This window comes from Azospirillum thermophilum (assembly GCF_003130795.1).
GTDB classification, from domain to species: domain Bacteria; phylum Pseudomonadota; class Alphaproteobacteria; order Azospirillales; family Azospirillaceae; genus Azospirillum; species Azospirillum thermophilum.
Genome location: NZ_CP029358.1, coordinates 108,097 through 125,318, shown reverse-complemented (window position 1 = coordinate 125,318; position 17,222 = coordinate 108,097). Strand labels below are relative to the sequence as shown.

18 protein-coding genes are annotated in these 17,222 nt (G+C 69.7%); 7 read left to right on the top strand and 11 right to left on the bottom strand.

Annotated elements, in window-relative coordinates:
- Positions 1 to 36: 36 nt before the first annotated feature.
- From rbsB to DEW08_RS28330, 6 genes are all read right to left on the bottom strand, one after another.
- Positions 37 to 918 (bottom strand): ribose ABC transporter substrate-binding protein RbsB, encoded by an 882-nt coding sequence (gene rbsB, locus DEW08_RS28355; protein ID WP_109333718.1) that lies wholly within the window; start codon positions 916 to 918, stop codon positions 37 to 39.
- Positions 919 to 1,035: 117 nt separating this feature from the next.
- On the bottom strand, positions 1,036 to 1,977 hold the full coding sequence (gene rbsC / locus DEW08_RS28350) for a ribose ABC transporter permease (RefSeq protein WP_109333716.1): 942 nt from the start codon (positions 1,975 to 1,977) through the stop codon (positions 1,036 to 1,038).
- A gap of 20 nt (positions 1,978 to 1,997) precedes the next feature.
- Positions 1,998 to 3,509, bottom strand: a complete 1,512-nt coding sequence (locus DEW08_RS28345) for a sugar ABC transporter ATP-binding protein (protein ID WP_109333714.1) — start codon at positions 3,507 to 3,509, stop codon at positions 1,998 to 2,000.
- Between the two features lie 14 nt (positions 3,510 to 3,523).
- The gene (gene rbsD / locus DEW08_RS28340; protein ID WP_109333712.1) at positions 3,524 to 3,943 is read right to left on the bottom strand and encodes a D-ribose pyranase; all 420 of its coding nucleotides are present in this window, start codon (positions 3,941 to 3,943) and stop codon (positions 3,524 to 3,526) included.
- Between the two features lie 137 nt (positions 3,944 to 4,080).
- Positions 4,081 to 4,914 carry a serine O-acetyltransferase gene (cysE, locus tag DEW08_RS28335; RefSeq protein ID WP_109333710.1) on the bottom strand — a complete coding sequence of 278 codons (834 nt, stop codon included), beginning with the start codon at positions 4,912 to 4,914 and terminating at the stop codon, positions 4,081 to 4,083.
- Positions 4,915 to 4,981: 67 nt separating this feature from the next.
- Complete coding sequence (locus DEW08_RS28330; RefSeq protein ID WP_109333707.1) at positions 4,982 to 5,938, bottom strand: helix-turn-helix domain-containing protein; 957 nt, start codon at positions 5,936 to 5,938, stop codon at positions 4,982 to 4,984.
- 194 nt (positions 5,939 to 6,132) lie between these two features.
- On the opposite strand from DEW08_RS28330, the gene pobA reads away from it, so the two are divergent.
- The 4 genes from pobA to DEW08_RS28310 all read left to right on the top strand — a co-directional run bounded on the left by pobA (position 6,133) and on the right by DEW08_RS28310 (position 9,072).
- Positions 6,133 to 7,326: a 4-hydroxybenzoate 3-monooxygenase gene (pobA, locus tag DEW08_RS28325; protein ID WP_109333705.1), complete on the top strand. Its 1,194-nt coding sequence runs from the start codon at positions 6,133 to 6,135 to the stop codon at positions 7,324 to 7,326.
- A gap of 129 nt (positions 7,327 to 7,455) precedes the next feature.
- Positions 7,456 to 7,878: a DUF6455 family protein gene (locus DEW08_RS28320; protein WP_109333703.1), complete on the top strand. Its 423-nt coding sequence runs from the start codon at positions 7,456 to 7,458 to the stop codon at positions 7,876 to 7,878.
- A 290-nt stretch (positions 7,879 to 8,168) separates the two neighbouring features.
- Positions 8,169 to 8,402 (top strand): hypothetical protein, encoded by a 234-nt coding sequence (locus DEW08_RS28315; protein WP_109333701.1) that lies wholly within the window; start codon positions 8,169 to 8,171, stop codon positions 8,400 to 8,402.
- A 127-nt stretch (positions 8,403 to 8,529) separates the two neighbouring features.
- On the top strand, positions 8,530 to 9,072 hold the full coding sequence (locus DEW08_RS28310) for a hypothetical protein (protein ID WP_146214782.1): 543 nt from the start codon (positions 8,530 to 8,532) through the stop codon (positions 9,070 to 9,072).
- Positions 9,073 to 9,090: 18 nt separating this feature from the next.
- Here the strand turns inward: DEW08_RS28310 and DEW08_RS28305 are convergent, their stop codons facing one another.
- The 5 genes from DEW08_RS28305 to DEW08_RS28285 all read right to left on the bottom strand — a co-directional run bounded on the left by DEW08_RS28305 (position 9,091) and on the right by DEW08_RS28285 (position 13,790).
- Positions 9,091 to 9,804, bottom strand: coding sequence for an ABC transporter ATP-binding protein (locus DEW08_RS28305; protein WP_109333697.1), 714 nt, complete (start codon positions 9,802 to 9,804; stop codon positions 9,091 to 9,093).
- A complete protein-coding gene (locus DEW08_RS28300) occupies positions 9,788 to 10,549 on the bottom strand; it encodes an ABC transporter ATP-binding protein (RefSeq protein WP_109333695.1) in 762 nt (253 codons plus the stop codon). The genes DEW08_RS28305 and DEW08_RS28300 overlap by 17 nt, the downstream gene beginning before the upstream one ends.
- Positions 10,546 to 11,574 (bottom strand): branched-chain amino acid ABC transporter permease, encoded by a 1,029-nt coding sequence (locus DEW08_RS28295; protein ID WP_109333692.1) that lies wholly within the window; start codon positions 11,572 to 11,574, stop codon positions 10,546 to 10,548. Before DEW08_RS28295 ends, DEW08_RS28300 begins: the two co-directional genes overlap by 4 nt.
- A complete protein-coding gene (locus DEW08_RS28290) occupies positions 11,571 to 12,440 on the bottom strand; it encodes a branched-chain amino acid ABC transporter permease (RefSeq protein WP_109334149.1) in 870 nt (289 codons plus the stop codon). The genes DEW08_RS28295 and DEW08_RS28290 overlap by 4 nt, the downstream gene beginning before the upstream one ends.
- A 132-nt stretch (positions 12,441 to 12,572) precedes the next feature.
- Positions 12,573 to 13,790 carry an ABC transporter substrate-binding protein gene (locus DEW08_RS28285; RefSeq protein WP_109333690.1) on the bottom strand — a complete coding sequence of 406 codons (1,218 nt, stop codon included), beginning with the start codon at positions 13,788 to 13,790 and terminating at the stop codon, positions 12,573 to 12,575.
- Between the two features lie 472 nt (positions 13,791 to 14,262).
- Between DEW08_RS28285 and DEW08_RS28280 the strand changes: the two genes are divergently transcribed.
- The 3 genes from DEW08_RS28280 to pcaF are packed head-to-tail and all read left to right on the top strand — an operon-like array spanning position 14,263 to position 17,169.
- The gene (locus DEW08_RS28280; protein WP_109333688.1) at positions 14,263 to 15,126 is read left to right on the top strand and encodes a CoA transferase subunit A; all 864 of its coding nucleotides are present in this window, start codon (positions 14,263 to 14,265) and stop codon (positions 15,124 to 15,126) included.
- The gene (locus DEW08_RS28275; protein ID WP_109333686.1) at positions 15,126 to 15,923 is read left to right on the top strand and encodes a CoA-transferase subunit beta; all 798 of its coding nucleotides are present in this window, start codon (positions 15,126 to 15,128) and stop codon (positions 15,921 to 15,923) included. Before DEW08_RS28280 ends, DEW08_RS28275 begins: the two co-directional genes overlap by 1 nt.
- 46 nt (positions 15,924 to 15,969) lie before the next feature.
- Positions 15,970 to 17,169, top strand: a complete 1,200-nt coding sequence (gene pcaF, locus DEW08_RS28270) for a 3-oxoadipyl-CoA thiolase (protein ID WP_109334147.1) — start codon at positions 15,970 to 15,972, stop codon at positions 17,167 to 17,169.
- Positions 17,170 to 17,222 lie beyond the last annotated feature (53 nt).

The window sequence follows — 17,222 nt, the reverse complement described above, 5'->3', positions numbered from 1 at the left end:
GCCACGGGACGCGGCGCCGGGCGGCGGACGCGAAGCTTACTTCGTCACCACCTTCAGTTCGACCGGGGTGAAGGCCGGGACCTTCTCGCCCTTCAGCACCTTGTCGGCGGTCTCGACGCCCTTCTCGCCGATCAGGCCGGCCTGCTGGGCGACCGAGGCGGCGAGCGCGCCGGCCTTCACGGCGGCGACGCCCTCGTCGGTGCCGTCGAAGCCGACCACCGGGATCTTGCGGCCGGAGGCCTGGATCGCCTTGGCGGCACCCAGCGCCATCTCGTCATTGTGGGCGAACACCGCGTCGATCTTCGGCTGGGCCTGGAGGATGTTCTCCATGACGTTCAGCGCCTTGGTGCGGTCGAAGTCGGCCGGCTGGCTCGCCACCACCTTCAGGCCCGACGCCTTGTCCACCACATCGTGGAAGCCCTTGCCGCGGTCGCGGGCGGCCGACGCCCCCGGCAGTCCCTGCAGCTCCACCACCGCACCCTGGCCCTTCAGCATGTCGACGACGAGCTGGCCGGCCATCCGGCCGCCGGCCACGTTGTCGGAGGCGATGTGCGACACCACCTCGCCGCCGCTGGCCGAGCGGTCGAGCGTCACCACCGGGATCTTGGCGCGGTTGGCGGCCCGCACGGCCGAGCGCACCGCGTCGGAATCCGTCGGGTTGACCAGCAGCAGCTTGACCTTCTTGTTCACCACGTCCTCGACGTTGGCCAGCTCCTTGGCCGGGTCGTTCTGGGAATCGAGGACCAGCAGGGTGTAGCCCAGCGCCTTCGCCTTGGTCTCCGCCCCGGTCTTCAGCGTGACGAAGAACGGGTTGTTGAGGGTGGAGACGACGAGCGCGATGGTGTCCGCGGCCTGGGCGTTGGCCGTCGCCATCAGGGCGGTGGCCGCGACGGCGGCCGCAGTCAGGAACTTACGCATGGTTGGGCACTCCTTCCTGGATGGTCCCGCCCTGGGCCGGTCCTGGCCCGGGTCGGTCTTGAGCTGGGTTGGTCTTGACCTTGCCGATGATGGGCCGGCCGTCACGCGGCGGCCGGCTCACTGCGACCTGCGGCTGTCGGCGAGCACCGCAAGCAGGATGACCGCGCCCTTTGCGATCATCTGGTAGTAGGAGGACACGTCCATCAGGTTCAGGGCGTTGTTCAGCACCCCGATGATGAGGGCGCCGACCAGAGTGCCGAACAGCGTTCCCTTGCCGCCCGACAGGCCGGTGCCGCCGACCACCACCGCGGCGATGGCGTCCAGCTCGTAGCCGGCGCCGGCGGTGGGCTGGGCGCTCTCCAGCCGGGCGGTCAGGATGATGCCGGCGAGGGACGCCAGCAGGCCCGAAACCGCATAGATGGCGGTCTTCTCGGCATTGACCCGGATGCCCGACAGCCGCGCCACCACCTCGTTGCCGCCCACCGCGTAGGTGTAGCGGCCGAAGCGCGTGCGGGTCAGGACGAGGCCGCCGGCCGCGAACACGACGGCGGCGACGACCACCGGCACCGGGATCCCCAGGACATAGCCGCCGCCGACGCTCCAGAAGGCGTCCGCCGCGGCGCCGGTCCCGGTGGTGATCGGGCGGCCATCGGTGAAGACCAGCGTGGCGCCGCGCAGCATCGTCATGGCGACCAGCGTCGCGACGAAGGGCTGCACGCCGCCCACCCCGACGACGATGCCGTTGACCGCGCCGAGCCCGGCGCCCAGCAGCAGGCTGAGCGGGATCGCCAGCCAGACCGAGACGTCGCCCGCCACCAGCCAGGCGCAGACGGCGCCGCAGAAGGCGAGCACCGAGCCGACCGACAGGTCGATGCCGGCGGACAGGATGACGAAGGTCATGCCCACCGCGATCACCGCGTTGATCGAGGTCTGCCGCAGGATGTTCAGCAGGTTGTCCACCGTCAGGAAGCTCGGGCTCATGACGGCCACCGCCGCCATCAGCACGATCAGCCCGACCAGCGGCTTGTTGTTGGACAGGAAGCGTTTCAGCGTGGTCATCGTCGTCCCTCTCCCTGCCGTCAGCCGACCGCGCAGGCCATGATCTTTTCCTGGGTCGCCTCGCCCCGCGCGAAGCCGCCGGTCAGCCGCCCGCCCGCCATCACCAGGATGCGGTCGGACAGGCCGAGAAGCTCCGGCATGTCGGAGGACATCAGCAGGATGCACAGCCCCTTGGCCTTCAGCTCGTTGATGAGGCTGTAGATCTCGCGCCGGGCGCCGACGTCGACGCCGCGCGTCGGTTCATCCAGGATCACCACCTTGGGCGACAGCATCAGTGCCTTGGCGAGCGAGACCTTCTGCTGGTTGCCGCCCGACAGGGTGCGGACCTCCGCCCCGATGCCGTGCGCCTTGACCGCGAAGGCCCCCATGAAGCGGTCGACCGCCGTCCGCTCGTCGCCGCGCCGGATCACCCCGCCGGGGTGGCAGAACTGCGCCAGGGCGGCCAGCGACATGTTGGTGCGGATGGAGTGGCCCTGGATCAGCCCCTCGGCCTTGCGGTCCTCCGGCACATAGGCGATGCCGGCGGCGACGCCGTCGCAGGGATGGCGCAGCCGCACCTCCGCACCGTCGACGCGCACGCGGCCGGCGCGGATCGGGTTGGCGCCGAAGATCGCCTTGCCCAGCTCCGTCCGCCCGGCGCCCATCAGCCCGGCGAAGCCCAGGATTTCGCCGCCCGCCGCGGTGAAGCTGACGTCGCTCACCCCCTCGGCGCTCAGCCCGTCCACGGCCAGCCGCTCAGGCCCGGCCGGGCAGGACAGGTAGGGATACTGGTCGGTGATGGCGCGGCCGACCATGTGGCGGATCAGCGTGCCCTCGTCGAGCTCGGCCACCGGTCCGCGATGGACCATGTGGCCGTCGCGCAGGACGGTGACGCTGTCGCACAGGGCGAAGATCTCGCCCAGCCGGTGCGAGATGTAGACGATGCCCTTGCCCTGCGCCTTCAGGCTGCGGATCACCTCGAACAGCACGGCGGTCTCGACGTCGGTCAGGGCGTCGGTCGGCTCGTCCATGATCAGCAGTTCGGCGTTCAGCGACAGGGCGCGCGCGATCTCCACCATCTGCTGCTGCCCGACGCTCAGGCTGCCGACCGGCCGGTCGGGATCGATGGGCTGGCGCAGCCGCTCCAGCAGCATCGCCGCCTCGCGCCGCATCAGCGTCCGGTCGATCAGGCCCAGGCGGGTCAGCGGCTCGCGCCCCAGCCAGATGTTCTCGGCCACCGACAGGTGCGGCAGCAGGTTCAGCTCCTGGTGGATCATCGCGATGCCGGCGTCGATCGCCTGCCGGGGCGCGGTGAAGCGCGCCGGCCCGCCGCGGAACAGCATCGCATCGGCCGAATCGGCCGGAATGATCCCGGTGACGATCCGCATCAGGGTGGATTTGCCGGCGCCGTTCTCGCCGATCAGGGCCATGACCTCGCCGGCGTGCAGGCTGAAGTCCACGCCTTGCAGGACGGGGACGCCGTTGAAGCCCTTGCCGACCCCGCGGAGGTCGAGCAGCAGGCCGGAACCGGCGGGTTCGGGAGCGGAGTCCATGCTGTCCCCGCCGGTCAGAAGGTCACGCCGGAATGGAGCAGGATGTTGGCGTAGGGGCTGCACTCGCCCGTCCGCACCACCGCGACGGAGGCCGCCGTCAGCCGCTTGAACGTCTCGTGCGGCACCTCCTCCAGCAGGATCGGGCGGCCCTGGGCGGCGGCCATGCGGTCCAGCCGTTCGGCCAGCTCGGCGCGCAGGGCCGGATTGACGGTCGCCATCTCCGCCGCGATCACCGCGCGCTCCACCATCATCTCCCCCGCCACGGCGTCGAGGATCTGCAGGAAGGAGGGCAGGCCGGCCGTCACCGCCAGATCGATGCGCGCAGGCCCGGCCGGAACCGGCAGCCCCGCATCGGCGATGGCAAGCGACTGGGTGTGGCCGAGCGACGCGATGGCGTGGCTGAGCGGGGCGTTGAGAAGGCCGGTCCGTTTCATGGCGCAACAGCTCCAACTGCAAACAAGCAGGAGCCTAGCGCCATCGAACCGTTTGCGCAAACGTTTGCGTCAATGCGCCGCATGGGCTCTGTTGCTGCGGCGCAGCAAAATCTTGTGTCACAGGGCCCTATGAGGGGTCAGATGCTGTAGTCGGCCTGCTGCAGGCTCATGTCCATGGTGAGTGCCGGCGCCGCATCGTCGCGGCACCAGCCGACCACCTTGGCGGGGACGCCGGCGACGGTGGCGCAGGGCGGCACATCCTTCAGCACGACGCTGCCCGCGCCGATCTTGGAGCGCGCGCCCAGCGTGATGTTGCCCAGCACCTTGGCGCCGGCCGCCAGCAGCACGCCGTCCTTCACCTTGGGGTGGCGGTCGCCATGCTCCTTGCCGGTGCCGCCCAGCGTGACGTTCTGCAGGATGGAGACGTCGTTGCCGATCACCGCCGTCTCGCCGATCACCACGCCGGTGCCGTGGTCGATGAAGACGCCGCGGCCGACCGGCACCGCCGGGTGGATGTCCACCGCGAAGGCCTCCGACACCCGGCTCTGCAGGAAATGGGCGAGGTCGTGGCGACCCTTGCCCCACAGCCAGTGGGCGATGCGGTGCCACTGCAGCGCGTGGAAGCCCTTGAAGTAGAGGAAGGGGGTCAGGGCGCTGTCGGCCGCCGGGTCGCGGGCCAGGATGGCGGCGAGGTCGGCGGCGGCGGACGCCACGATCGCCGGATCGTCCGCCATGGCATCGGCCACCGGACGTCCCAGCCGCTCCGCCGGCATGATGCGGCAGGCCAGCTTGCGCACCAGCAGGGCCCACAGCGCGTCGGCGAAGCGGTCATGCGCCAGCACCGTCTCGTGCAGGAAGGCCGTCAGCGTCTCTTCCTGCGCCGCGACGCGGACGGCGTCGGCGCGCACGGCCTGCCAGACGGCATGGCCGATCGGCAGGGCTTCGCGAGCCGGGTGGTCGAGCGTGTCCATCTGCCCCTGTCCCTCCAGTCCCGAAAACCGAATCCGGCACTCCCGGAGTCCGCATTTTCCAAAGGGCCTACTGTGGTGACCCCTCCCCTGCCCGGTCAAGGCCGTTCCCGGCAATACTGTCTTCCATTCTCGGATGGGCGAGCCGGAAGGCCAGCGGCGAACAGCCCTCCCGCTTGGTGAAGAAGCGCGAGAAATAGGCCGGATCCTCGAAGCCCAGGGCATAGCCGATCTCGCTCATGCCGAGGCCGGTATAGACCAGCGTGCGCCTGGCCTCCAGCATCAGCCGGGCATGGACGAGCTGCAGGGTGGAGCAGCCGGTCACCCGCCGGCAGGCGGCGTTCAGCCGCCCGGCGGTGACGCCCAGCGCCCGGGCATAGGCCTCCACCGGCCAGTGGTCGCGGTAGCGCTCCTCGATGAGCTGGCGCAGCCGGGCGAGCAGCGCGACGTCCGGCGACGGCGGCAGCGCCGCCTCCGCCCCCGCCGCGGCCAGCCGGGCGGCCGCCACCAGCACCAGCGTGACCTGGGCGGCGATGGCGCTCGCCCGCCCGACCCCGCCGGCGCGGAACTCCCGCAGGATCGCCGCGAAGGCCTGCTCCAGCAGCAGCCACTCCGGGCCGCTCCGCTCCGGGTTCAGCACGCGCGGCAGGGCGACCGCGGCCCGCAGCTCCGGCTCCGCCGCGGCCAGCAGGGTGGACAGGAATCCCTCGGACATCGTCAGGACCAGCCCCTCGACCTCCGGCTCGAACCGGAAACCGTGCACCACCTGGGCGGGGACGATGATCAAGGCCGGGCCGCGGAAGGCGCGGTCGACCCCGTCGGCGGTCAGGCCGCCGCCCTTCTCCCGCACCAGCAGGGCGTGGCACAGCCCGTCGTGGCGGTGGGGCCGCACCTCCCAATTGTGCAAGCGCATCCGGTCGCGGATCGTCTCGACATGGACGAAGTTCATCTCCCGCGCGGTGGGCGGTTCGCCGTAAAGCCAGTATCGCGGAATGGGTTCCGCCACCGTGGCGGCAAGGCTGGTCATGGCGGCGCGATCCGTCGGGGAGCGATGAAAAGTACAAGCATTTCGCTGGTTCGTCTATGTCCGGGCGGGCCGCTCGGGATTAGCCTCACCGTCAAAAGTTGGTATTGCGAACCATCAGCGCCAGGTCCTTTCCGCCCGGCCGGCTTCGCGACAGCCGACGACCCCGGACGACTATCCCGAGGAGGACGAGAGACATGGCCCCCACCCCGCGGCGTACGCAGGTCGGCATCATCGGCGCCGGCCCCGCCGGCCTGTTCCTGGCGCATCTCCTGCATCGCCAGGGCATCGAATCCGTCATCATCGAAAGCCGCGGCCGCGCGGAGATCGAAGGCACGATCCGGGCCGGCGTGCTGGAGCAATGGACCGTCGACCTGATGAACGGGATGGGGCTCGGCGCCCGGATGATGCGCGAGGCCCACTTCCACTCCGGCATCACGCTCCGCTTCAACGGCGAGAGCCATCACATCGACATGGAGGAGCTGACCGGCGGCAAGCGCGTCACCGTCTATGCCCAGCACGAGGTGATCCGCGACCTCGTCGCCGCCCGGCTGGAGGATGGCGGGAAGATCCGCTTCGGCGTGCGCGACGTGCGCCTGCTCGACCTCGACGGCGACACGCCGCTGATCGCCTACCGCACCGCCGAGGGGGAGGAGGTGCTGCTGCGCTGCGACTATGTCGCCGGCTGCGACGGCTTCCACGGGCCGAGCCGGCAGGCGATCCCGGCCTCCGCCCGCACGGAGTACCAGAAGATCTACCCCTTCGGCTGGCTCGGCATCCTGACCGAGGCGCCGCCCTCGCATCCCGAGCTGATCTATGCCCGCCACGATCGCGGCTTCGCCCTGCTCAGCACACGCTCGCCCGAGATCCAGCGGCTGTACATCCAGTGCGACCCGCAGGACGACATCGCCAACTGGTCCGACGACCGCATCTGGGCGGAGCTGCACACCCGGCTGGAAACCCGGGACGGCTGGCGGCTGACCGAGGGTCCGGTGTTCCAGAAAGGCATCATCGCCATGCGCAGCTTCGTCTGCGACCCGATGCAGCACGGCCGCCTGTTCCTCGCCGGCGACGCCGCCCATATCGTCCCGCCCACCGGGGCCAAGGGGCTGAACCTCGCCGTCGCCGACGTGCTGGTGCTGTCGCGGGCGCTGGCCGCCTTCTACCGCGAGGGGCGCCGCGACCTGCTGGCCGGCTACAGCGCCACCTGCCTGCGCCGCATCTGGAAGGCCGAACGCTTCTCCTGGTACATGACGACGATGCTGCACAGGAACGAGCAGGAGACGCCGTTCGAGCAGCGCATCCGTCTGGCCGACCTCGACTATGTCGTCCACTCGCGCGCTGCCGCCACGGCGCTGGCCGAGAACTATGTCGGACTTCCTATCGAATGAAACTGTTCGGACCCGGCACTGCTTGACCCACATCAAGGCCGCGGCGGTGCCGGCCGCCTATCCTGCAGACGATCCCGATCCTGCGGACGATGCCAATCCCGCAGATGATCATCGAGCGGAGGAAACGCCATGACCGCCGACCGCCTCGCCCCCAGCCTTTCCGGCGTCGCCGCCGACACCTGCCACTGGATCGCCCGCCTGATCCACGACTGGCGCGAGCGCCACGAGCTGGACCGCGAACTCGCCGCCCTGCCCCCGGGCGAGCGCCATCGCATGCTGGCCGAACTCGGCCTGAGCGAGGACGACCTGGACGCGCTGGTCACCCACGGCGATCAGGTGTCCACCCTGATGCCGCGGGCGCTGGCCCTGCGCGGCCTCAGCCTGGAGGCGCTGGCCCACGACCACCAGGGCCTTCTGCACGATCTGCAGCGCACCTGCGCCCACTGCGCCGACCCCCGCCGCTGCCGCCACCTGCTGGCCGAGGACGCCCCGGTCGCCGACCATGACGAGGTGTGCCCGAACGCCTCCACCATGGCGGCGCTGAAGGGCTGAGACGAACCGCGGGGGGTGCCTGATCGGCTGGACCCGTCTTGTCTGGCGGGCGTTCCGGCCTGCTCCTCCGGCGGCGGAAAGACCATCGATCAGTCACGGTCGAAACAACGACCTGTTTATACGAAGACGTTGTATTTCATTTTCAGAGGAAACGACTCCGCGGATGTTGCGGCTGTCCTTTCCGGCAACCGCAATGGCGTTGTGAACCATAGAGATCATGCCTTGACAGAGCAGGATGGCTGCTCTAACGATGCTCCAGGAACTCTCTTGGAAAGCGAGGGTAAAGCGGTATGTCCTTTCTGGACCTCGTCAATTCGGAAGACTCTCTGAATCGGATCGCCGCTGAAGTCGCACACCGCGCCCTCCACGAGACCTTTGCTCCCGTCACCAACAGCGGCGTCACCCCCGACCAGTTGCTGGCCCGCATCCGATCCTCGACCATCGCTCAGGTGGCGGGTCAGACGGACATATCCGGCGATCTCAGCCGCACCCTTGTTCAGGCCGTTGACGAACTCGGATTATAGACTCTCCAAACCAGCGAGATCGACGATTTCCATAGTGATCGGGTCAGACCCGTGACCCTGGTGGAGATGTTCCGTGCCTTCTGACGAAGACTTACCGAGCTTCCTGAGCGAAGATATGCTCACGGAGTTGACCAAGCAGTTCTACAAGGCCCTGCATCTCGTCGTCCGTCAGATCCAGGACTTCGCCAGGGAATCGGGCAAGTCGACGGATATCAGTCTTGACCGCTTGTCGGTATCGAACCCCGAGTTGGCATCCGCCTTCCGGGAAGCGGCGAGCGACCTGCGCTTTCTGATGCTGCGTCGCGGTTTCCGGACCGAGGATGTCCGGACCAAAGGCGTCGCCGAGGGGAAGGTGGCCGGCATGATCGCCTTCCGGCTGCTGCGCCACCGCATCATCCATATCGGGCACACCAACCCCACCGTTACGGATCGCTATTTCGGCCGGCTGCAGGAGCTGGTGGTCCTGCGCCTGGTCTCCGAGTCGATCCTGGGCATCGATCTCGACAAGTCTCCGTTCACCCACCCCGGCCCTGGCGGAGCGACCAAGCCGTGGCTGCTCCACGAGTTGCTGTACCTGATCGCCCGGCGCCACTTCAATCAGGAGACCCTGGCGCTGATCTTCGACACGGCCGTTCAACTGCACAAGGCAACGAGCTACAGCCGGGCATAAGCACCGCCACAGCCCCCCTCACCCCGCCAGCGCGACGCCCAGGTGGCGCTCCAGCAGCGCCTGGTCGTCGCGGGCGGCGGCGGCCGGTCCGTCATGGACCACGCGGCCGCGATCGAGGAAGACGATCCGTTCGGCGAAGTCCAGCGCCCGGTCGACCTGCTGCTCCACCAGGATGATCGTCATCGACAGGCGCGACAGCGCCGCCATCAGCTGATCGCAGATGACCGGCGCCAGCCCCTCCAGCGGCTCGTCGAGCAGCAGGACCGACGGCTGGCCCAACAGGGCGCGGGCGACCGACAGCATCTGCTGCTCGCCGCCCGACAGCTCGCCGCCGCCGTTGCGCCGCCGCTCGCCCAGCCGCGGGAACAGGCCGTAGGCCTCCTCCAGCGCCGAGCGCGGGCGGCCCTTCAGCCCGGTCACCAGATTCTCCTCCACCGTCAGCGAGCGGAAGACGTCGCGGGTCTGCGGCACATAGCCGAGTCCGGCCAGCGCGCGGGACGAGGCGGTCATTCCCGTCAGCTCCGTCCCGTCGAGCCTGATGCTGCCGGCCCGGCGGGTGGTCTGGCCGACCAGCGTCGCCAGCGTCGTCGTCTTGCCCACCCCGTTGCGGCCCAGCAGGGCGAGCCGGCCGCCGGGCGGGACGGTGAAGCCCACCCCTTCCAGGATCAGCGTCTCGCCATAGCCGGCGGTCAGGCCGGCGACCTCCAGCAGTCCCTTAGTGGCGGCGGGCATCGGCACGGCTCCCCAGATAGGCCTCGCGCACGCGCGGGTCGGCGGTGATCTCCCCGGCGGTGCCGCTGCACAGCAGGCGGCCCTGCGCCAGCACCACGATGGTCTTGGCGAAGCGGAAGACGAGGTCCATGTCGTGCTCGATCATCAGCACGGCGAGGTCCTTCGGCAGCCGCTCGATGGCGTCCAGGATGCGCCGGCTCTCGGAATGCGGCACGCCGGCCGCCGGCTCGTCCAGGATCAGCACCTTCGGCCGCATGGCGAGCGCCAGGGCGATCTCCAGCAGGCGCTGCTGGCCGTAGGCGAGCTGGCCGACCGCGGTCTCCGCCACCGCCCCCAGCGCCATCAGGTCGAGCAGATCCTCCACCTCGCGCTCCAGCCCCGGAGTCCGGCGGACGGAGGAGAACAGGCGGAAGGTGCGGCCCTCGCGCTCCAGGATCGCCAGTTCCAGATGCTCGCGCACCGTCATCGAGCGGAACAGCCGCGCCACCTGGAAGGAACGGATCAGCCCGCGCCGCACCCGGGCGGCGGCCGGCAGGCGGGTGACATCCTGCCCCTCCAGCCGGATGGTGCCGGCGGTGGGATCGAGAACCCCCGTCACCAGATTGACGAAGGTCGTCTTTCCCGCGCCGTTCGGGCCGATCAGGGCGCAGCGGTCACCGGGCCGCAGCGTCAGGGAGACGTCCGAGGTCACCTGCAGCCCGCCGAAATTCTTCGACAGGTTCTCGACTTCCAGAAGGGCGGTCATCGCGTCGCTCCGTCGCTGCGGCGGGGGGAGGAGGGGGTCAGGCGCGCGATCAGCCCGTCGAAGACCGACACGATGCCGCCGGGCAGGAACAGCACCACCGCCATCAGGAACAGGCCGATGAACAGCATCCAGTGGAACGGATCGGTCGCCGCCAGGATGTGGTGGATGCCCATGAAGGCGACGGTGCCGATGACCGCGCCGAACAGCCGCCCGGTGCCGCCCAGCACCAGCATGACCAGCGCCTCCGCCGACCAGGAGAAGCTGACGCTGTCGAGCCCGACGATGCCGCTCGACACGGCGGTCAGCGCCCCGGCCACCCCGGCGAAGATTCCGGCCACCGCGTACATGGTCACCAGGTAGCGCCGCGGCGAGCCGCCCAGCGCCGCGATGCGCAGCGGATCCTCCCTCACCCCGCGGCAGGCGAGGCCGAAGGGCGAGCGCACGATGCGGCGCGCCACCAGCAGCCCGGCCACCAGCACCGCCAGGGCGAACAGGTAGGAGGTCCGGCCATAGAGGTCGAAGCGGAACAGCCCCAGCACCGGCGCCGGGTCGATTCCCGACAGGCCGTCGCTGCCGCCGGTCCAGTCGCGTGCCTTGTTCACCACCTCCTGCACGATCTGCACGACGGCGACCGTCAGCATCAGCAGGGTCAGGCCGCGGGCATGCAGGATCAGCGCGCCGGTGGCGAGTGCCACCAGACCGCCGGCCAGACCGCCGACCGCCAGCAGCAGCATCGGCTCGTTGATCCAGTTGACCGCGACGATGCCGGCGACATAGGCGCCGGTGCCGAACATCGCGGCCTGCCCCAGCGTGGCGATCCCGCAATAGCCCAGCACGAGGTCGAGCGACAGGACGTAGAGCGCCGTCGCCGCGATGCGGGTCAGCAGCCCAAGGTCGTCGGGAAACAGCCAGAAGGCGGCCAGCCCGGCGAGCGCCACCAGCGGAACGCCCAGGCTGTCCAGCACCGTACGGATCATGGGATGGGCTCCGGTCGCGGATCGGGGGTCGCCGGCGATGGCGCTCATGCCGCCCTCCCATGGAAGAAGCCGTGCGGCCAGCGGAACAGGATCAGGATCAGCGCCGCATAGAAGAAGAACTCGCCGAAGTTCGGGATCAGGTATTTGCCCGCCGTGTCGACGATGCCGAGCGCCAGCGCCGCGGCGGCCGAGCCGAAGATGCTGCCGGCGCCGCCGACCGCCACCACCGCCAGGAACAGCACGATGTAGCGGATGGCGTAGTAGGGCTCCAGCGGCAGCAGCTCCGCCCCCAGGACGCCGCCCAGCGCCGCGAGCCCGGTGCCGATGGCGAAGGTCGCGGCATAGAGCCGTTCGGTGCGGATGCCCAGCGCCGCCGCCATCGCCGGATCGTCCACCGCCGCGCGCAGCCGGATGCCGAAGTCGGTCCGCTCCAGCAGCCACCACAGGCCGAGCAGGATGGCCGCCCCCACCGCGATGACGAAGGCGCGGTGCGCCGGAATCGCCTTCGGCCCGAGCTCGACGACTCCCACCAGCATGTCCGGCAGCGGCACCCGCTTCAGCGTCGGTCCGAAGATGTAGTTGATGCCGGCGACGATCACGAAGGTCAGGCCGATGGTCAGCAGCACCTGCTGCAGTTCGTTCGCCGAGCCGTAGATGCGGCGGTAGAGCAGCTTCTCCATCGGCAGCGTCGCCACGACGGTCAGCACCACCGCCACCGCGATCGCCGCCGGATAGGGCAGCCCCAGCCCCTGCGCGGCATAGGAGGCGACATAGCCGCCGACCATGGCGAAGGCGCCGTGCGCCAGATTCACCACGCGCATCAGCCCCAGCGTGACCGACAGCCCGACCGAGATGATGAACAGGATCATCCCGTAGGCGACGCCGTCCACGGCGATGCCGAACAAGGTTTCCATGATGCGAACTCCCATGGGGACGGCTCTCTCGGCTGGGGGTGGCAGGGCACCACCCTAACCCGAGCCGTTGTCCGGGGGGAGAGGCCGGATGACGGGCGGGCAGCGCGCCGGCCCGCCACCCCTCGCCCGTCCTTACTTCCCGGCCTTGTAGCCGTAGTCCGGCTGATTGGGGAAGGCGGCGACCTCCTTGTTGATCAGGCGGCCGCCCTCCTTCTCCACCACGCGCAGATAGATGGTCTGGGTGACGTGCCGGCTGTCGGGATCGATGGCGACCGGGCCGCGCGGGCTCTCCCAGCTCAGCCCCTTGATCGACTCCACCGCCTTGGCGCCGTCCATCTTGCCGGGACCGACCTTGCCCCCCGCCTTCTCGATCATCCGGTAGATGACCTCGACCCCGTCATAGGCGCCGACCGAGGTGAAGGTCACGGTGTCGGAAGAGCCGAACAGCTCCTTGTGCCTGGCGAGGAACCTGCGGTTCTTCTCCGAATCGTGGGCCTGGCTGTAGTTGAAGGTGGTGGTGAGGCCGAGCGCGGCATCCCCCAGCGCCGGCAGGTCCGGCTCCTGCGTCAGGTCGCCGGGCCCGAAGAACTTGATGCCCCTGTCCTTCAGCCCGTTGTCGTTGAAGGCCTTGACGAAGGCGAGCGTCGTCGGGCCAGCCGGCAGGAAGGCGTAGATCGCCTCGGCGCCGGAATCGCGGATGCGCTGCATGAAGGGGGCGAAGTCGGTGGACTTCAGCGGCATGCGGATGCTGTCCACCACCTGCCCGCCGGCCTTCTCGAAGGTGGTCTTGAAGGCGGTCTCGCCGTCGATGCCGGGGCCGTAGTCGCTGACCGCCGTCACCACCTTCCGGATGCCCTGCCTGGCCATATGCTCGGCCAGCGGCACCGTGTTCTGCCACAGCGTGAAGGAGGTGCGGACGTAGCGCGGCGACTTCTCGGTGATGGCGGAGGTGGCGGCGTTGAAGATCACGCAGGGAATGTTCGCCTCGTCGATCAGCGGGGCGACGGCGAGCGCGTCGGGGGTGAAGAAATAGCCGGCCAGGAAGCCGACCTTCTCCTTCACCACCAGCTCCTGCGACAGGGCCTTGCTCTGCGCCGGGTTGGCCTGGTCGAGGTCCTTGAAGACGAACTCGACGGTGGTGCCGGCGACCTCCTTGCCATGCTCGGCCTGATAGACGGCGATCGCCTCCTTGAAGGTCTTGCCGACCATGGCGAAGGGGCCGGAGAAGGGGGCCACGACGCCGACCTTGACGGTCGCCGCCCATGCCGCCCCGCCGGCAGCGCCGCAGGCCAGCCCGAAGGCGGCGCCGAAGGCCGTGGCGAGCAGCGCTCCACGCAGATAACCCCTCATGTTCCCTCCCGTTCGTGGTGCCGGTGCCGGCGGCCCCTGTCCGCCGCCGTCCGATCCTGTCGTCCGTCCCGCCGCCGCCCGGCCGTTCCCGGCTGTCGCGGTGACGATCCTGCGGACCATCGTTCATTGGGTCTGCGAATGGTAGTGTCACCGAACAGAGCCGTCAAGTGCGATATACAAACGTTCGTTCGATAAACGCCCATTACGGCCGCCCCTCCCCCTCCGGATTGCGATCATACCGCCTGTCCACCGGAGATTCCCTGGCATCTCCTGCCCGCCCGACAGGACATCCCCTCCAGTTTGTGCGATTATCGTACGTTACTCACGTTTTCCGCACTTGACAGTGTGGGGTGACAGGATCATCGTGGGCGCAAACGGAATTCAGGGTGCGGTATCCGCACATCAATCCGCACATCAATCCGGTGAGCGCCGGCACGACATGGTGGCCGGACGCACCGTCGGGAGGGTTTTCATGGCGTCCATCACGCCTCTGCGCGACGCGGTGGCGGGCCTGATCCGGGATGGCGACACGGTCGCGCTGGAAGGCTTCACCCACCTCATCCCCCACGCCGCCGGGCACGAGATCATCCGCCAGGGAAAGACGGACCTGACGCTGGTCCGCATGACCCCGGACCTGATCTACGACCAGATCATCGGCATGGGCTGTGCCGCGAAGCTGATCTTCTCCTGGGGCGGCAATCCCGGCGTCGGGTCGCTCCACCGCTTCCGCGACGCGGTGGAGCAGGGCTGGCCGCACCCGCTCGCCTATGAGGAGCACAGCCACGCCGGCCTCGCCAACGCCTATGTGGCGGGGGCCTCCAACCTGCCCTTCGCGCTGCTGCGCGGCTACACCGGGTCCGACCTGCCGAAGGTCAATCCCAACATCCGCTTCATCGAGTGTCCCTTCACCGGCGAGACGCTGGCCGCCATCCCGTCGATCCGGCCGGACGTCACGGTGATCCACGCCCAGAAGGCCGACCGCCGCGGCAATGTCCTGCTGTGGGGCATCATCGGCGTGCAGAAGGAGGCGGTGCTGGCCGCCAAACGCTCCATCGTGACGGTGGAGGAGGTGGTGGACAGCCTCGACGCCCCGCCCAACGCCTGCGTCCTGCCGGGCTGGGCGGTGTCGGCGCTCTGCCCGGTGCCGGGCGGCGCCTATCCCTCCTACGCGCAGGGCTATTCGGCGCGCGACAACCGGTTCTACAAGGAATGGGACCCCATCGCCCGCTCGCGGGAGGGCTTCGCCGCCTGGATGAAGCGCCACGTCCTCGACACCGACGACTTCGACGGATTCAAGCGCGTGCTCGCCGAGACGGCGGGCCGGGAGATCGGCTGATGACTGACCGGCAACCGGACTTCACCGCCACCGAGATCATGACGGTGGCGGCCAGCCGCCTTCTGCGCGACGGCACGGTCTGCTTCGTCGGCATCGGCCTGCCCTCCACCGCGGCGAACCTCGCCCGGCTGACCCACGCGCCGGACGTCGTGCTGATCTACGAATCGGGACCGATCGGCGCCAAGCCGACCGTGCTGCCGCTGTCGATCGGCGACGGCGAGCTGGCGGAGACCGCCGACACGGTGGTCGGCACGCCGGAGATCTTCCGCTACTGGCTGCAGGGCGGGCGGATCGACGTCGGCTTCCTCGGGGCGGCCCAGGTCGACCGCTTCGCCAACATCAACACCACGGTCATCGGCCCCTACGACAAGCCGAAGGTCCGGCTGCCCGGCGCCGGCGGCGCGCCCGAGATCGCCGCCCAGGCCAGGGAAGTCTTCATCGTCCTCAAGCAGAGCCCGAAATCCTTCGTCGACAAGCTGCCCTTCATCACGTCGGCCGGCTATCTCGACGGCGGCGACGCCCGGCAGAAGGCGGGCATCCCCGGCGCCGGCCCGACCGCGGTCATCACCGACCTCGGCATCCTCACCCCGGATCCGGTGACGCGCGAGCTGACCTTGACCAGCATCCATCCCGGTGTGACGGTGGAGCAGGTGACGGCGGCAACCGGGTGGGACCTGAAGATCAGCCCGGATCTGCGGACCACCCCGGCGCCCGAACCCGACGCGCTGGCGGCCCTGCGCGACCTGCAGGACCGCACCGCCCGCGCCCATGGCCAAGCGGCCGGCGGCGAGGGCTGACGCGGCGGCAGACACGAAGACCAAGAACGACGAAGAGGAACACGCCATGACCGACGCCTTCATCTGCGACGCGATCCGCACGCCCATCGGGCGCTATGCCGGCGCGCTGTCGTCCGTGCGCACCGACGACCTGGGCGCCGTGCCCCTGAAGGCCCTGATGGAGCGGAACCGGTCGGTGGACTGGGCCGCGGTGGACGACGTGATCTACGGCTGCGCCAACCAGGCCGGCGAGGACAACCGCAACGTCGCCCGCATGGCCTCGCTGCTGGCCGGCCTGCCGGACGCGGTGCCGGGCGCCACCATCAACCGGCTGTGCGGCTCCGGCCTCGACGCCGTCGCCACCGCGGCCCGCGCCATCAAGGCCGGCGAGGCCGAGCTGATGATCGCCGGCGGCGTCGAGAGCATGAGCCGCGCCCCCTTCGTCATGGGCAAGGCGGAGAGCGCCTTCTCCCGCTCCGCCGAGATCTACGACACCACCATCGGCTGGCGCTTCATCAACCCGCTGATGAAGGCACAGTACGGTGTCGATTCCATGCCGGAGACGGCGGAGAACGTCGCCGACGACTTCGGCGTCGCCCGCGCCGACCAGGACGCCTTCGCCCTGCGCAGCCAGCAGCGCGCCGCCCGCGCCATCGCCGACGGCACGCTGGCGCAGGAGATCGTCCCCGTCACCATCAAGGGCCGCAAGGGCGAGACGGTGGTCACCACCGACGAGCACCCGCGCGCCACCACGCTGGAGACGCTGGCCGGGCTGAAGCCGGTGGTGCGTCCGGGCGGCACGGTGACGGCCGGCAACGCCTCCGGCGTCAATGACGGCGCCTGCGCGCTGATCATCGCCTCGGAAGCCGCCGCCAGGCGCCACGGCCTCACCCCGCGCGCCCGCATCCTCGGCGGCGCCACCGCCGGCGTGCCGCCGCGCATCATGGGCATCGGCCCGGCCCCGGCCACCCGGAAGCTGCTGGAGCGTCTCGGCCGCCCGCTCTCCTCGGTCGACGTGATCGAGCTGAACGAGGCGTTCGCCGCGCAGGGCCTCGCGGTGATGCGCGAGCTCGGCCTGCCGGACGACGCCGAGCATGTGAACCCCAACGGCGGCGCCATCGCGCTCGGCCACCCGCTGGGCATGAGCGGCGCCCGCCTCGCCACCGCCGCCCTCTACCAGCTCGAACGCACCGGCGGCAAGACCGCGCTCTGCACCATGTGCATCGGCGTCGGCCAGGGAATCGCCCTGATGATCGAGCGGGTGTAACGCCCCGCTCCCCGGGGAGGGGCGGCATCCCCTCCCCCTCGCACACCGGGGAG

What these genes read in the sequence shown, in the direction of transcription:
- rbsB (WP_109333718.1), bottom strand. Translation starts at nt 918, where the DNA reads ATGCGTAAGTTCCTGACTGCGGCCGCCGTCGCGGCCACCGCCCTGATG.
- rbsC (WP_109333716.1), bottom strand. Translation starts at nt 1,977, where the DNA reads ATGACCACGCTGAAACGCTTCCTGTCCAACAACAAGCCGCTGGTCGGG.
- DEW08_RS28345 (WP_109333714.1), bottom strand. Translation starts at nt 3,509, where the DNA reads ATGGACTCCGCTCCCGAACCCGCCGGTTCCGGCCTGCTGCTCGACCTC.
- rbsD (WP_109333712.1), bottom strand. Translation starts at nt 3,943, where the DNA reads ATGAAACGGACCGGCCTTCTCAACGCCCCGCTCAGCCACGCCATCGCG.
- cysE (WP_109333710.1), bottom strand. Translation starts at nt 4,914, where the DNA reads ATGGACACGCTCGACCACCCGGCTCGCGAAGCCCTGCCGATCGGCCAT.
- DEW08_RS28330 (WP_109333707.1), bottom strand. Translation starts at nt 5,938, where the DNA reads ATGACCAGCCTTGCCGCCACGGTGGCGGAACCCATTCCGCGATACTGG.
- pobA (WP_109333705.1), top strand. Translation starts at nt 6,133, where the DNA reads ATGGCCCCCACCCCGCGGCGTACGCAGGTCGGCATCATCGGCGCCGGC.
- DEW08_RS28320 (WP_109333703.1), top strand. Translation starts at nt 7,456, where the DNA reads ATGACCGCCGACCGCCTCGCCCCCAGCCTTTCCGGCGTCGCCGCCGAC.
- DEW08_RS28315 (WP_109333701.1), top strand. Translation starts at nt 8,169, where the DNA reads ATGTCCTTTCTGGACCTCGTCAATTCGGAAGACTCTCTGAATCGGATC.
- DEW08_RS28305 (WP_109333697.1), bottom strand. Translation starts at nt 9,804, where the DNA reads ATGCCCGCCGCCACTAAGGGACTGCTGGAGGTCGCCGGCCTGACCGCC.
- DEW08_RS28300 (WP_109333695.1), bottom strand. Translation starts at nt 10,549, where the DNA reads ATGACCGCCCTTCTGGAAGTCGAGAACCTGTCGAAGAATTTCGGCGGG.
- DEW08_RS28295 (WP_109333692.1), bottom strand. Translation starts at nt 11,574, where the DNA reads ATGAGCGCCATCGCCGGCGACCCCCGATCCGCGACCGGAGCCCATCCC.
- DEW08_RS28290 (WP_109334149.1), bottom strand. Translation starts at nt 12,440, where the DNA reads ATGGAAACCTTGTTCGGCATCGCCGTGGACGGCGTCGCCTACGGGATG.
- DEW08_RS28285 (WP_109333690.1), bottom strand. Translation starts at nt 13,790, where the DNA reads ATGAGGGGTTATCTGCGTGGAGCGCTGCTCGCCACGGCCTTCGGCGCC.
- DEW08_RS28280 (WP_109333688.1), top strand. Translation starts at nt 14,263, where the DNA reads ATGGCGTCCATCACGCCTCTGCGCGACGCGGTGGCGGGCCTGATCCGG.
- DEW08_RS28275 (WP_109333686.1), top strand. Translation starts at nt 15,126, where the DNA reads ATGACTGACCGGCAACCGGACTTCACCGCCACCGAGATCATGACGGTG.
- pcaF (WP_109334147.1), top strand. Translation starts at nt 15,970, where the DNA reads ATGACCGACGCCTTCATCTGCGACGCGATCCGCACGCCCATCGGGCGC.